This is a genomic window from Vibrio sp. 14G-20 (assembly GCF_026241515.1).
GTDB lineage: Bacteria > Pseudomonadota > Gammaproteobacteria > Enterobacterales > Vibrionaceae > Vibrio.
In genome coordinates, this window is record NZ_JAPHPW010000046.1 from 1 (window position 1) to 14,839 (window position 14,839).

General features: G+C 45.0%; 11 protein-coding genes. 2 read left to right on the forward strand and 9 right to left on the reverse strand.

Translation table 11 applies throughout. The features are described from left to right. Positions 1 to 113 precede the first annotated feature (113 nt). Both tkt and tal read right to left on the reverse strand, forming a co-directional pair. Positions 114 to 2,105 carry a transketolase gene (tkt, locus tag OQJ75_RS22070; protein WP_265974875.1) on the reverse strand — a complete coding sequence of 664 codons (1,992 nt, stop codon included), beginning with the start codon at positions 2,103 to 2,105 and terminating at the stop codon, positions 114 to 116. Between the two features lie 90 nt (positions 2,106 to 2,195). Continuing rightward, entirely contained in the window at positions 2,196 to 3,146 is a 951-nt protein-coding gene (gene tal / locus OQJ75_RS22075) for a transaldolase (RefSeq protein WP_029223051.1), read from the reverse strand. A gap of 459 nt (positions 3,147 to 3,605) precedes the next feature. Here tal and OQJ75_RS22080 point away from each other — a divergent pair, with 459 nt between their 5' ends. Then, entirely contained in the window at positions 3,606 to 4,610 is a 1,005-nt protein-coding gene (locus OQJ75_RS22080) for a sugar-binding transcriptional regulator (protein ID WP_265974876.1), read from the forward strand. A gap of 95 nt (positions 4,611 to 4,705) precedes the next feature. Here OQJ75_RS22080 and OQJ75_RS22085 read toward each other — a convergent pair whose 3' ends face one another. From OQJ75_RS22085 to moeA, 7 genes are all read right to left on the reverse strand, one after another. Further along, positions 4,706 to 7,009 (reverse strand): putative bifunctional diguanylate cyclase/phosphodiesterase, encoded by a 2,304-nt coding sequence (locus OQJ75_RS22085; RefSeq protein WP_265974877.1) that lies wholly within the window; start codon positions 7,007 to 7,009, stop codon positions 4,706 to 4,708. A gap of 386 nt (positions 7,010 to 7,395) precedes the next feature. Beyond that, complete coding sequence (locus OQJ75_RS22090; RefSeq protein WP_265974878.1) at positions 7,396 to 8,244, reverse strand: sulfurtransferase; 849 nt, start codon at positions 8,242 to 8,244, stop codon at positions 7,396 to 7,398. A gap of 123 nt (positions 8,245 to 8,367) precedes the next feature. Continuing rightward, positions 8,368 to 8,682, reverse strand: coding sequence for a hypothetical protein (locus tag OQJ75_RS22095; RefSeq protein WP_265974879.1), 315 nt, complete (start codon positions 8,680 to 8,682; stop codon positions 8,368 to 8,370). A 160-nt stretch (positions 8,683 to 8,842) separates the two neighbouring features. Further along, the gene (locus OQJ75_RS22100; RefSeq protein ID WP_265974880.1) at positions 8,843 to 9,433 is read right to left on the reverse strand and encodes a hypothetical protein; all 591 of its coding nucleotides are present in this window, start codon (positions 9,431 to 9,433) and stop codon (positions 8,843 to 8,845) included. Between the two features lie 11 nt (positions 9,434 to 9,444). Then, positions 9,445 to 11,580: an LruC domain-containing protein gene (locus OQJ75_RS22105; protein WP_265974881.1), complete on the reverse strand. Its 2,136-nt coding sequence runs from the start codon at positions 11,578 to 11,580 to the stop codon at positions 9,445 to 9,447. A gap of 256 nt (positions 11,581 to 11,836) precedes the next feature. Next, positions 11,837 to 12,586, reverse strand: a complete 750-nt coding sequence (gene moeB / locus OQJ75_RS22110) for a molybdopterin-synthase adenylyltransferase MoeB (protein ID WP_265974882.1) — start codon at positions 12,584 to 12,586, stop codon at positions 11,837 to 11,839. Positions 12,587 to 12,598: 12 nt separating this feature from the next. Beyond that, the gene (gene moeA, locus OQJ75_RS22115; RefSeq protein WP_265974883.1) at positions 12,599 to 13,834 is read right to left on the reverse strand and encodes a molybdopterin molybdotransferase MoeA; all 1,236 of its coding nucleotides are present in this window, start codon (positions 13,832 to 13,834) and stop codon (positions 12,599 to 12,601) included. Between the two features lie 216 nt (positions 13,835 to 14,050). Between moeA and folE the strand changes: the two genes are divergently transcribed. Beyond that, positions 14,051 to 14,704 (forward strand): GTP cyclohydrolase I FolE, encoded by a 654-nt coding sequence (folE, locus tag OQJ75_RS22120; RefSeq protein ID WP_017061725.1) that lies wholly within the window; start codon positions 14,051 to 14,053, stop codon positions 14,702 to 14,704. The last annotated feature ends 135 nt before the right edge of the window (positions 14,705 to 14,839 follow it).

Below are 14,839 nucleotides of genomic sequence, written 5' to 3' on the forward strand. Positions count from 1 at the left end.
AGCCTACTCTAAGCTTAATGGCTTGAGAGTGAGGCGGACCATATAATTAAGCCCTACTCAAAAGAGTAGGGCTTTCTATTATGTGCTTAGAAATCAGCTAACGGATTAGCAGACTAAGCAAGAATCTCTTTTGCTGTGTTTACTACGTTTTCAGTAGTGAAACCGAACATCTTGAATAGCTCGCCTGCTGGTGCAGATTCGCCGAACGTTGTCATGCCGATGATCTTGCCACCGAAACCAACGTATTTGTACCAGAAGTCAGCGATGCCAGCTTCTACAGCGATACGTGCCGTAACGTCAGATGGAAGTACAGACTCACGGTATTCAGCGTCTTGCTTATCGAATGCGTCAGTTGCAGGCATAGATACTACGCGTACCGCTTTACCTTCAGCTGTTAGTTCATCAGCAGCGCTAACCGCTAGCTCAACTTCAGAACCCGTTGCAATGATGATTAGCTCTGGCTTGCCAGCACAATCTTTAAGGATGTAACCACCCTTAGCGATGTTTGCTACTTGCTCAGCGTCACGATCTTGTTGTGCAAGGTTTTGACGAGAGAAGATAAGTGCAGAAGGACCATCTTTACGCTCGATTGCCAGTTTCCAAGCAACAGCAGACTCAACTTGGTCACATGGACGCCATGTGCTCATGTTTGGAGTCAGACGTAGAGAAGCGATTTGCTCAACCGGTTGGTGAGTAGGGCCATCTTCGCCTAGGCCGATAGAATCGTGCGTGTAAACTTGGATGTTCTGAGTTTTCATCAGAGCAGCCATACGCATAGCGTTACGAGCGTATTCCATGAACATTAGGAACGTTGCGCCGTATGGTACGAAACCACCGTGCAGAGCGATACCGTTCATGATAGCCGTCATACCGAATTCACGTACACCGTAGTGGATGTAGTTACCAGAGAAGTCATTTGCTTCAAGAGACTTAGAACCAGACCACATAGTCAGGTTAGAAGGCGCAAGGTCAGCAGAGCCGCCCATGAATTCAGGTAGCATAGCACCGAACGCTTCTAGCGCATTTTGAGATGCTTTACGTGATGCGATGTTTGCTGGGTTAGCTTGAAGATCAGCTATGATTGCCGATGCTTTTTCTTCCCACTGCGCAGGAAGATCACCGTTTACGCGGCGTTTGAATTCAGCTGCCAGCTCAGGGTATGCTGCTTCATAAGCTGCAAGTTTCTCGTTCCACGCTGCTTCCTTAGCTGCGCCTGCTTCTTTCGCATCCCACTCTGAGTAAACTTCCGACGGAATTTCAAAAGGACCGTGCTCCCAACCTAGTTGCTTACGAGTTGCTGCGATTTCATCAGCGCCTAATGGTGCACCGTGACAGTCGTGCGTACCTGCTTTGTTTGGAGAACCAAAGCCAATCACTGTTTTAGTACAGATTAGAGTTGGACGAGGGTCTGCTTTAGCTGCTTCGATAGCCGCGTTGATAGCGTCAGCATCGTGACCATCAACTGCTGGGATTACGTGCCAGCCGTAAGCTTCGAAACGCTTAGGTGTATCGTCAGAGAACCAACCTTCAACTTCGCCATCGATAGAGATGCCGTTGTCGTCCCAGAAAGCAACCAGCTTACCAAGACCTAGCGTACCCGCTAGAGAACATGCTTCGTGAGAGATACCTTCCATCAGACAGCCATCACCCATGAATGCATAAGTGTAGTGGTCTACGATGTCGTGGCCTTCTTTGTTGAACTGTGCCGCAAGTGCTTTCTCAGCCATCGCCATACCAACAGCGTTGGTGATGCCTTGACCTAGAGGACCTGTAGTCGTCTCGATACCTGGTGCGTAGCCGTACTCTGGGTGACCTGGAGTCTTAGAGTGCAGTTGACGGAAGTTCTTAAGATCTTCAATTGAAAGCTCGTAACCTGCTAGGTGAAGCAGAGAGTAGATCAGCATTGAGCCGTGGCCGTTAGACAGGATAAAACGGTCGCGGTCAGCCCATTCTGGGTTTGACGGGTTGTGGTTTAGGTGAGAGCGCCAAAGTACTTCAGCGATGTCAGCCATACCCATAGGTGCGCCAGGGTGACCAGAGTTTGCTTGTTGTACGCCGTCCATGCTTAGAGCACGAATAGCGTTAGCTAGATGTTTGCGGTTCATAATTGCTTCCAAAATTGATTCGAAATTAAAAATTCGTGGATAGATGTAAAAGAGGAACGAAATTCGTTCCTCTTATTTATTCGGTAGTGATTACAGCTTAGCTGCGATCATGTCTTCTAGTTTGCCTTGGTCTACGGCGAAGTTGCGGATGCCTTCAGCTAGCTTCTCTACAGCCATTGGGTCTTGGTTGTGATCCCATAGGAACTCAGCGTGAGTCATTGCAGCAGGACGCTCTTTAGTACCGTTAGAGTCGATTAGCTTCTCTACTACTTCGCCTTCAGCTGCTTCTAGGTCAGCTAGAAGTTGAGGAGCGATAGTTAGACGGTCACAGCCAGCAAGTTCAAGGATCTCGCCGATGTTACGGAAGCTTGCGCCCATAACAACAGTCTTGTAGCCGTGCTCTTTGTAGTAGTTGTAGATGTCTGAAACAGAGATTACGCCTGGATCTTCTGAAGCTTCGAAATCGCGACCTTCTTTCGCTTTGTACCAGTCCATGATGCGACCAACGAAAGGAGAGATTAGGAATACGCCAGCTTCAGCACAAGCACGAGCTTGAGCGAAAGAGAATAGAAGCGTTAGGTTACAGTTGATGCCTTCTTTCTCTAGGATTTCAGCAGCACGGATGCCTTCCCAAGTAGAAGCAAGTTTGATAAGGATGCGGTCGTTAGTGATGCCAGCGTCGTTGTACATTTTGATAAGTTGACGAGCTTTAGCAACGCTGCCTTCCATGTCGTAAGAAAGACGAGCATCTACTTCAGTAGAGATGCGGCCAGGTACAACGTTAAGGATTTCTTTACCGATGTTCACGTTAAGCATGTCACAAGTGTCTTGAACTTGTTGTGCTTTGTCGCCACTTTGCGCTTTAGCGTATTCGATAGAAGCATCGATTAGAGGTGCGTACTCAGCAATTTGAGCGGCTTTAAGAATTAGAGATGGGTTAGTTGTTGCATCTTCAGGAGTGTACTTGCTGATAGCTTCGATATCGCCAGTGTCAGCTACAACAGTTGTTAGTTTACGAAGTTGCTCTAATTTATTGCTCATTTTGATCATCCTATGTATCGCAGAACACCCCTTTAATGGGAGAGGTGTGGGCATTTGCAAGCGAACTAATGAAGTTCCTCATGGTTGTACCAGTGAGTCAAACTTACATTAATTTAAATTTTTCTCCGAACGAACATTTGCACAGAACATTTGATCGCTCGATGAGTAAATGATGTAGCCATATTTATCCGATCTAGCCCCAAAGTCAACGGTAAATAGTGCTGTATGGTGACTTCAGTCAAATATATTTCGCTCTAGTAACCATGGGGTATGCAAGCAAACGTTTAGCGGGCAAAGTGAGGTAAATTAATCAACAGTAAAATCAAGGACACTATGCTGATCAAATGCTCCTTGATGTTACATATGTTCAGGGTGTAAGCTTGTGTATCACTTACTGAGCTCTCCTTTATTAGGAAGTGCAGCAGGTAAAATAATTGTTAAATATTGGTTGAGTGGTATATGAGTAAGAATATCCAAGATGTTTCCGAAGAAAATACTGATCTCCTCACTGAAGTAGCCGTTGCTTACTATCAAGATGGCGCTACACAAGAAGAGATCTCTAAAAAATTCTCTATCTCTCGTGCAAAGGTTGGTCGAATGCTCAAGCAAGCCCGCGATGAAGGGATTGTCGAGATCACCGTGAAATACCACCCAGTATTCAGCGCGAAGATCGAACAACGTTTGATCGAACGATTTGGTGTTAAGCGTGCATTGGTTGCACTAGACCAACCAAATGAAGAGAAGCAGCGGTTACAGGTTGCGGGTTTGGTGTCGAACTACCTAACGAGCACCCTAAAAAACGGCATGGTAGTCACGGTTGGCCAAGGCCGAAACGTATCGTCGGTTGCTCACCATACTGGGGTAATTACCCCACGTGACTGTAAATTCGTATGTGGTATCGGCGGCATTCACCCAAGAGGCGGTATGTTTAATGCCGACCATATATGTAGACAACTCGCCAAGAAATACGGTGGATCTTCTGAAACCTTGTATGCGCCTGCTTATGCAGAGAACAAAGCACAAAAATCCGCGTTCATGGAAAACAGCACCGTTAAGCAAACACTCGATCTAGCTCGTAAGGCAGATGTTGCATTAGTCGGTATTGGTGATATGAGTGAAAACAGCTACATGGTCGACCTAGGTTGGTTTACGGCGGGAGAGGTCGTCCAATCTCGTTTACTACAAGGCGTGGTCGGTGACTTTGCGGGTTATGACTTTTTTGATGTACACGGCAAAGCCGCAAACACAGTAATGAGTGACCGAGTCATCGGCTTAGGCCTGGAAGAGTTCCGCCCAATCGCTGAGGTAATTGCCATCGCTGCCGAGAACAGTAAGCCATTAGCTTTATTAGGTGCATTAAGAACCGGCGTAGTCGATGTTATAGCAACCAGCGTGAGCAATGCTTTAACGGTACTTAACTTAGATGAGCAGATGAAGCACGCTGAGTTAGACGAAAATCGTTAAGGTACAAGTGTTATTGATAAACGAAAGGGAACCTGTCTAGGCTCCCTTTTTTGATTCATCGCGTTATTCGCGAGCTAAATGAGATCAACCGACAGTTATGCCGTCGGTTCTGGTTGTTCTATTGTCTCAATCTGAATTGGCGCTAAATACTCACACAGCTCCTCGTAAGGGATAGGGCGAGAGAAGTAATAGCCTTGCATCAAGTCACATCCACATGCCTTTAGAATAGCGAAGTGCTCGTTCGATTCTACGCCTTCTGCCAATACCACCATGCCGAAGTTCTTACCAATTGCGATGATGTTTTGCACCATAGTCAGTGACTGCTGATCGACAGCAATGTTCTCAATAAAGCTCTTATCGATTTTAAGTTCATCGATAGGCAGTGCTTTCAACATACTCAGTGACGAATAACCAGTGCCGAAATCATCTAAAGAGATCTTTATATTTTTCTCTTTCAGGGCTTCAAAAGTCGGTTTAACCAAAATCACATCTTCAATGAACAAGCTCTCCGTAATTTCTAGCGTTAAACAGCTAGGAGAGAGTTGATACTTATCTAGTGTCGCGAACAAGTGTTCAGAGAACGATTTATGAGAAAATTGGCGAACGGATATGTTAATCGACAATCCGATTTTTTGTTCTGTGGTTCTATGTAAATGCGCGATTTGCATGACACTGGATTCAATGATGAAAGCGCCCAGTTTTTGCATTAAACCTGTACTTTCAGCTATAGGTACAAAGACATCAGGTGGAACAAAGCCCAGCTCGTCATCAATCCAGCGAACGAGTGCTTCAACACCATGAATGCTTTTATCAGCACGAACCAGTGGTTGAAAAACCATGAATAACGTCTGTTTCTCGATAGCAATACGTAGTTTTTGCTCCACTCTCATTTTGTAGAGATGGGCGTCTTGCATTGCCGTCGTGAAAATACTGTATGAGTTTTGCTGCTGTTTTGCTTTGTACATCGAAATATCGGCAGAACGTAACAGGCTATCCAGATCTTTTCCGTGTTCAGGGAAACGTGCTACGCCGATGCTGCAACCTAACAAAAACTGAGCGCTTTCAACTTCATAAGGTTGAGAAAGCACTTCAATAATGCGCTTGGCGAGTCGTTTGATTTCAGCTTCATTCGACAAGGGCGTTAAGAATAAAAACTCATCACTTGATTCACGTACTAAGAGGCTGAGGCGAGATCGGAACCTCATCAAACGCAAAGCGATCTGTTTGAGAACCTTGTCTCCAAAGTCATGCCCATGGGTGTCATTGACGCATTTAAAGTTATCTATATCGATAAACAATAGCGAAAATGGCTCTGACTCATCGTCAATCCATTTACCAATGTTTTTACGCATGTACAAACGGTTTGGCAGAGAGGTTAATGGGTCATGGTTCGCCTGATAAATGAGTTGGCTACGAGTCCGTTGTTCATTCTTGGCAATCGACTTAACCAAAAAGTAGAAACCAAACTGAAGAAAAATAAAGGCAATGAAAAGAATGCTGAACTCTTGTATGAATATGCCATCGACGTGAGTTAGATCCGTGCGTCCTACCACCCATAATTTGTAGTTCGGGATGTATTTTGCGCTCATTAAAGAGTGGTATTGTTCATCGTCGACGACAAAAGAGTAGGTTTCTTGCCCATTCATCGCTTCTTGTACGCTAATTCCGAAGTGGTCGGTAAAGGTGCGTGCAATACGCTGTATGACATCTTTGCCGACTGGAGAGGAATAGGCACTCTCAGATTCGATATCACTTGAATAAAACTGGCGATAGCTGTCTTTTCTGATCAGGCTTAGTGTATTGAAACTTCCGGCGTGAGCATTATTTTCAAATACGATCGTTGCGTCTAGTCGTAGCCCTGCGGTCATTACTGCATCGGTTTTCTTGCCATCGATTGAAATGGATTTTCTCAGCGGGATAACTAAGCTAGTCAACGATTCTTGAAAATAGGTACGGCCAAGCACCATGCTACTGCTTGATAGGGCGTCTAAAAAGGAGTCTCTTGTTGGCGCGTATTGCAGCAAGTTCCTTTGATTCGCAAGCTCGAGATTTGAGCTGATCGAGAGGTAATCACCGTCGGTGTTCAACAAGCCAAACGCTGCTATCGCAGGGTGGGTCTCAAGTAGCTTGTCTAAAATTGGCCGAATTTGGATAGACGCAGTACGTGTGAAATCAGACTGTTGAGCCAGTTGATGGCCAACCACTTCTAACAAGGCTTCTTGACTGGTCAGCAGCGAATTGACGGAGCTAGAAAAAAGCTCAACCTGAATGTGTTGCTGCTCTGTGAAATCGTCTCTGTTCGCTTTCCAGTTTGTTATACCCAACGCGGCGAAAAGTATCAGGGTCAGTAGTACGATAAACGCGTACAGCGACCAGATATTTTTCTTAAATAGAGCCATGATATGCCTTTTGTTGGTTACTACTTTTAACAGACTGCAAGTGACAAACTATTGGGTCGTCAGCGCGATTCATGCAACGAAAAATACAAACATCAATGATGAAAGTATTAATGATTAAATAGTGTAACGACTATGAGCAGAGATTCTTGAGTGAAAAATTAGCATTCATAACGTCGATAACGATTAGTTTATGATTAATCACGAATTATGGTTAGCAAGTTGATGTGGGTTACAAATCAAATGGCGTGAATCAAGTCTTAGTCTCAAATGAACATAGCGTTAACTGCGACATAAAGGCTTACTTCATGAGACGTGAGGCCATCATTATCAGTAAGCTCTTTATGCATGCGCAGTATATTCTAACAGTGGCAGTAAGCGAAGTTGAATTACTTTTTAGTCACGGCAATAGGCAGTTTGTCGTTAGCACCCCATTCCGTCCATGAGCCATCGTAAACACCCATTTCACCGTTATAGCCAGCGAGTTTAGCGGCTAATAATATGATGCAGGCTGTTACGCCAGAGCCACAGCTAAAGAACATAGGTTGAGAAGGCGTTAATTCTAACGTTGAAAAGATATCAATAAGCTCTTCTTGATGCTTTAACTTACCGTTATCGAGTACTTGGGCAAACGGTAGGCAAATCGAATTTGGTATATGGCCACTACGCAAGCCTTCACGTGGTTCAGGAACTTCTGAATCGAAACGAGCTTGAGAACGAGCATCTACAATGTTTGCGCTCTTGCCAGTTGAGTAACATTCAATCTGCTGAGCACTGACAAAGTAGTTGTCTTGAATATGGCCTTCAAAATTGCCCGCCTTTACTTCGGTGCGATAGTCAGTCTGAGTGGCGTAACCGGCGTCGATCCAAGCGGGCAAACCGCCATCTAAGATGAATACGTCGTTGTGTCCCATTGCCATAAACATCCACCACGCACGGGGAGAAGCGAAGGTTCCAGAGTTATCGTATACCACAATCGTACTGTCTTGATTGATGCCAATTTCTTTTGCGCGAGTGTTGAAGTGTTTTTCGCTCGGGAACATGTGAGGAAGCAGAGTGTGCTTGTTACAAAAGTCTTTGTCGTAGTCAAAACGAATAGCCCCAGGAATCATTTGTCCTTTGATCTTCTCTGACTCGCTTGGAATTTGAAACTCGATACTGGCGTCGAGGAGGATGATGTTGTCTTCTGCTAGCAAACGTTGTTGAAGTTGTTGTGGTGAGATGAGTGGCTGATTCATTATTGTTATATCCATTCTTGTTGTTTTAGCGATTCTTGCTGTTATAGCAGTACTGCTGTTTTAGTGAATACAGTGTTATAGCGATTACTGTCGTTTCTACGAATACCGTTGTTGTATCGATAGCTACTGTGCGGCTCGACAGTGGATGAACTGATAACTGCTTTGTCCGGTTATTTGATTGTTTAATGTATCAAGCGCAACCACAGAATCAATAGGGCAGTCTGTGGTAGGAGCAATAGAGACCCGAAATACGTCATTATCTTTTGTCTGAACCGTAAGATAACGTCTGTGGCCATCTAAGGATTGAGTGAGCGTGTTCGAAATGACTTTGGCTTGAATGCGTTGCCCCGTCTCAGAGGTTAGCGGGAAGTAGGCAAGGGCAATTAATACGCCTACGCCAAACATTAAGATAATTAGACCTATTTTTAATAGTTTCATGAGAGTAAGTCTTTGAAGGTTGTATTGAAAATATAAGTGAGATTGGCGGTAAAGTGAATGCTACTGGCTAAGAAAACTGAATTAACCGCAATTCGACGAAAACAAAAAAGTGAGCATTTCTGCTCACTTTTAGTTCTACAGATTTTAGTGCCGCCATCAACTACCAAACTATCTGAGAATCACCGCTTGAAACCACTTGTTGTAATGGAGGTTGACCATCGTAAAACCAAATCTCTATCAAGAGGGCTTCATGGTTTACCGGTGCTGCAAAGTTGGAAGCGAACACACCATTGTCCAATGGGCCTGCAATGACTTTACTGGAGTAATCTGGCTTCAAGGTTGAGTCATCTCTTGTACTAAAACGGCTGTAGACGGTCACAAAAGAACGGTCTGTTGAAATGTTGCTGATGTCGATGTCGAGATCAAACTGTTCAACAGAGTCATAATTGAATCCGTCAGGTACAACTAAATCCTCCATGGTGTAACCTTGTGCAGTCACTGTACTGACCGGAGTCGACGGTGTTGCAGGTGTCGTGGGTGTAGATGTCGATGGAGTAGATGCACTGCCGCCTCCACCACCACCACCGCCACCGCCACAACCGACTAATACTAATGGCGCTGAAGCTAAAATAACGGCTAGTGACTTTTTAATGTTCCAAGTGCTTTGTACAGACATACGTTTTTCCTCAGAGAGATTGCGATTTGAATCAACGCAATGATTGTCTCGATATTGTTTAGTGTGAATAGTCATAACGTCTCTCCTTATGGTTCGTAACGTTGGTTGTCTGCAGGTGATTGATACCATGTTTGGTTCGTCTCACCGCCGGATTCTGCGTATTGTTTAAACTCTGGGTAAGCGGTAACAATATCGACGTACTCTAGAGGCCACTCCCATTCGTCATCCGATGTCACTATTAGCGCCCAAGGGTGGTTCTCTGCTGTTTTGAAGTATTTACCTGTTGATGGATTGCTGTCATCAACGCCTAACCCAGCTTCAAAGAGGTTAGTAGTGTCAAATGCCTCGGTTGGAGCTTGGTCTGGCAAGTGAACCTCCCAGCTACGTCCTGGATGAAGAGGTAGGTTTTCACCGTGATAATACCCAGGCGTTGCGAAAATGAACGGGTCGTAAGGCATATCGGTCCAATTGTCTGTACCCACACCGTCACCGGCTAAAGAAATACCAATTTGGAATGAGAACTGCTCATCTTCTTTACATCCATTACTGGTACGGTAGAAGGTACAACCAGTGCTGATTTTTTCTGTCAGGTCATTGGCGATTACAAATATTGCTTCGCTACGTCCATCTTCTAGGTCAAGGTCAGTGAATACACCATTGTGTTTCATGTAAGAGTTACCACTACTCACTAAGCTCGGGTCTAAGTTGGGAAGTCGAACAGCAAAACCATTTCTGTACGATGCCCCGACAGCAGCTAAGCGTCCGTCTATCGTAGACTTAACGACTTTTCCATCTTTAAGGATTTCGGTAATGCGATACATAAGAACAGCATCGTTCATGTCGTAGTCAGCTTTATATGGCCAGTTATCTTCGTACGCAAGCGTTGCGTAACCAGAAGCACTTGGGAAGTAACGAGCGGTGGCGCCATCGTTAAGAACATCGACTTGAATATCGACCACCTCACCAGAGGTTGAACCGCCAAAGTAACTTAGGTTGGTTTGTTGACTGAATCTAAATCGAGCCCACGTAGTACCAGTAAGTGCGTTGATATCGACGTTTAAGAACAGATCGTTTTCACCAGCATCTAACAGGTAATCTGTAAACACTTGTTCGTTGGCGTCATCGAAGCTGCCATCTTGGTTCCAGTCTATCCAAGCTGAAAGGTAACCGGTTGTAGAAGCTTCAATCACCACTTTCGAATCAAGCCCGGCTTCAAGCGCAGTAACAAAACCGATACCGCCGTTTGCCCACTCATCATCAATGCCAACACTTTCATCCGACTGCGGAGTTACATAGCCATCAAGATCGGCGTCTGGCGCATCTGTACCTAACCAAGTCACCCCATCCAGTTCATGTCGAGGGCCGTTGCTTGCTAATAATGTTAGGTATGTATCTGGAGCGTCACCGAAGTCGATGTTGGAATCTTCATCAACAACAGGCGCATTCGCACAACGAGCGCCGTCATTTTGACCAGAAGCTGGGCCATTCGATACAAATTCAACAGCTGGAACAATCCCTGCTGCGATATTGGTCGCGTTGTCGGGAGATAGGTTGATTCGGTAGATTTTCCCGTCTTGATTTCGAGATACGTAGTAATAGCCGTTTACATCGAAATAACCCGCACCGAATGTGCCTGTTTCTCCGGTGTCACCGATGTAGGTTTCTGCACCAGTTGTAGGGTTGAAGCTGTATAAGCCACCCGAATCGTTATCAATACCATACAAAGAACCGTCACTTGGATGGAAGGCGAAATCAGTCAGTTTTACGGTTGCCGGGCTCCCAGCTATTTTGTTAACTGTAACAGTCGCGCTTGGGTCGGCGTCTAACGGCGATAGGTCAACGGTGAATAAGCCTTTCCCGGTGCGGTAAAGGTAATACACATGGTCATAGACGTCGCCGACATAGAAAGTGTGATCGGTTGGTAAGCCGCTCGTATTGATAACTTCTGCTTGGAAGTCTTTGCCAAGACGCACTAAGCGTTTGTTGGTGGTGTCGTAGCCATAAATATATCTGTCTTCGAAATCGAAACCGACGCCGTTGATGTTGGCATTCATACCCGTATCGTCTTCCAACAGGGTGGTTGAACCTGTCACTAGATTTACACCCCAAACCTCTACGGGTTTAGACTGAAAGAGGTAAGCCTGACTGGGGCAAGTGTCGAATGGTGTTGCGTTGGCGACTAGAGGCGCACTTAATAGCAAACTTAACGTTGTAATTCTCATATCTACATCCTTGTGATGGAAGGTACAGATACTTTTACAAGTTACGTGCCAATTTTAACTTGTTGATTTTTAGTGTTTTTATTTTTTTGTTTTTAGGTTTGTCATTGTATTCTCAAAATGAGAACTCAAATGAAACTAATTTCTCATAGAGTATTTCAAATTGATAAAGCGATTTGAAACGCTGATGTTGAGGCCTAAAAAAGCCCTGACTTTTAGTCAAGGCTTAGGTTCTCGATAGGAGGGGATATGGTTTAGTCTATCGACACACTGAACAGCCCGGCATCTTCATCAAATTCATTTCGCGCCAACTGTGTGACATGGCATCGAGAATCAAAAGCTTGCCTTGTTTTGGCTGCCCGAATTTAGCAATCACCTTAATCGCTTCTAAAGCTTGAGCAGCGCCTACCATACCAACAACAGGTGCCATAACGCCTGCTTCAACACAACTCAGTGCTGCGTTACCAAATAGCGCGCTTAAACACTGGTAACATGGTGCGTTTTCATCTTGATAAGTGAATACGCTAATCTGTCCTTCCATGCGAATCGCAGCACCAGAAACTAATGGCGTTTTAGATGCGTAGCATAAGCGGTTAAGTTGATTACGCGTTTCAACGTTGTCGCTAGCATCAAGAACAAGAGAGTGTGCTTCGATTAAACTTGCTAGCGCTTCATCATCAAGTCGGTGATTGACAGTTTCAATCGTCAGGTGAGGGTTTAAAACCTGTAAAGACTCAGCGGCAGAATCAACCTTCTTCTTACCAATGTCAGCATCGGTGTGAAGCACTTGTCGCTGCAGGTTTGAAAGTTCAACAACATCATCGTCAATCAGTGTCAGCTTACCAACACCCGCAGTCGCAAGGTATTGGGCAGAAGCACAACCCAAGCCACCGGCACCCAGAACCAAGATTGAGCTCTGTTTCAGAGCTTCTTGGCCTTCAAAATCAAACTGTTTAAGGATGATTTGACGGTTGTAGCGAAGCATCTCAGCGTCAGACAGTATTTCCATCAGTAAGCCTCGTTAGTAAAGCGTCGAGTTAAACAGTTGGATCTGAACCGTTTCACCGACTTCAACACGGCCACGTTCACGCTCTAGAACCACAAAGCAGTTTGCTAAGCTCATTGAGCGGAAAGCGCCTGAACTTTGGTTGCCTGTTGTTTCTACGACAAACTGACCGTTTTCAATCGAGTAAATTCCACGTTGGTAATCAGTACGGCCTGGGCCTTTTTTGAATGCAGACTTGGTGATAGCCGGAATCGATTCTGGTTTTGTCCATGCTGTGTGACCTGCCAGTTTAGCCAACATAGGTTGAACCAAAACATACATGGTCATCATTGCAGATACTGGGTTGCCCGGTAGGCCACAGAACCACGCATCATCCAGTTCACCGAATGCAAATGGTTTACCCGGTTTGATTGCCAGTTTCCAAAAACCGATTTGCCCTAGCTCTTCAAGAATGTCTTTGGTGTAATCCGCTTCACCAACACTTACGCCACCAGAAGTCACAACCACGTCTGCTATTTGCTGTGCTTTCTCGAAGGTTTCTTTAAGCGTTGCAGGGCAATCGGGAATAATGCCTAGGTCAATCGCTTCACAACCAAACGCTTCAATCAGCGGTTTAATGCCGTAGCGGTTGCTATCGTAGATCTGACCGTCTTCAAGAGGCTGGCCTAATGGCTTTAGTTCGTCGCCAGTAGAGAAGAAAGCGACTTTAGGTTTGTGTAGCACTGTCACGTGACTTACACCCAATGAAGCAATCATCGGAATATCACGAGGTGTTAAACGTTCACCTCGGCTAAGAACGATATCACCTTGTTTGATGTCATCACCCGTAGGGCGAATATTGTTGTTCAGCTTGATGTCGTCTTGTTGAATCTCAATACCACCGTCAGTCTCGACAGTATTTTCTTGCATGATGACAGCGTCACAACCTTCAGGGATTTTTGCGCCAGTCATAATGCGAATACAACTATTGCTTGGCCATTCACCTTCGAACGGCTGGCCTGCAAAAGATTTGCCTGCTAATGGTAGCACTTTACCGTTCTCAAGGTCTGCTAAGCGCAGTGCATAGCCGTCCATTGCTGAGTTATCAAAAGGAGGTACGAAAATAGGGGAAAGAATATCTTCAGCAAGTACGTAACCCAATGCATCTGCAAGTGGCAGAGTCAAGGTTGTTTGGATTGGTTTGATTGGTGACAGCAGCTTATCTAGTGCTTCTTCAATTGGCATTAAGCCCGGAGCGTCGCAGCAGCCCATAATTGAAATCCTTTGATCGTTATTATTTTGATTTGGTGGTTGGCAATGGGGATTCAATAATTATCAAATCATGATGGTTCGCCAACGAAATTGCAGCCACTTTAGCATAGTTTAAGCCCCGTAAATAATGACCTCCCTTAAAATATGGGTGTATTTATTCAAAATTACGAGTATCCTTGTTTGCCATCCAGAAGGGGTAATAAAAGAGGAAGTTCAATGTCAGGTCTTAGCGAATCAGCGAAGTTGGTTAAAGATGCGCTAGCAAGCCGTGGTTTAGAGACGCCAATGAGTCCAAACCAGGTTAGCCGAGAAGAGAAAAAGGAACGAATTGAACACCATATGCGTGAGATTCTCACTCTCCTTGAACTTGATCTTACGGACGATAGTCTGGAAGAAACACCGCAACGTATTGCTAAAATGTACGTGGATGAAATTTTCTCTGGTTTGGATTACGCCAATTTCCCTAAAATTACTGTAATCGAAAACAAGATGGGCGTTCGTGAGATGGTACGTGTAAAAGACATTACCGTGACCAGTACTTGTGAGCACCACTTAGTGACGATTGATGGTAAGACTGCGGTCGCTTATATCCCTCGCGGGAAAATTATCGGCCTTTCAAAGATTAACCGTATTGTTCGATTCTTTGCTCAGCGCCCACAAGTTCAAGAGCGTATGACTCAGCAGATCCTTGTTGCACTTCAAACGTTACTCGAAACTGATGACGTTGCTGTAACCATGGATGCGGTTCACTACTGCGTTAAATCTCGCGGTGTAATGGACGCAACCAGCGAAACGACAACGACAGCTCTGGGCGGTATTTTCAGATCAAACCCAGCAACGCGCCACGAGTTCTTACACGGCCTGCGTTAATACGTTTCGTTATTTGATGAACGCGATTTAGCCTGTGCAAATTGATGTTCGTTAAAAATACTTTAAGCCTCGCTTTCTGCGGGGCTTAATTATATGGTCCGCCTCACTCTCAAGCCATTAAGCTTAGAGTAGGCT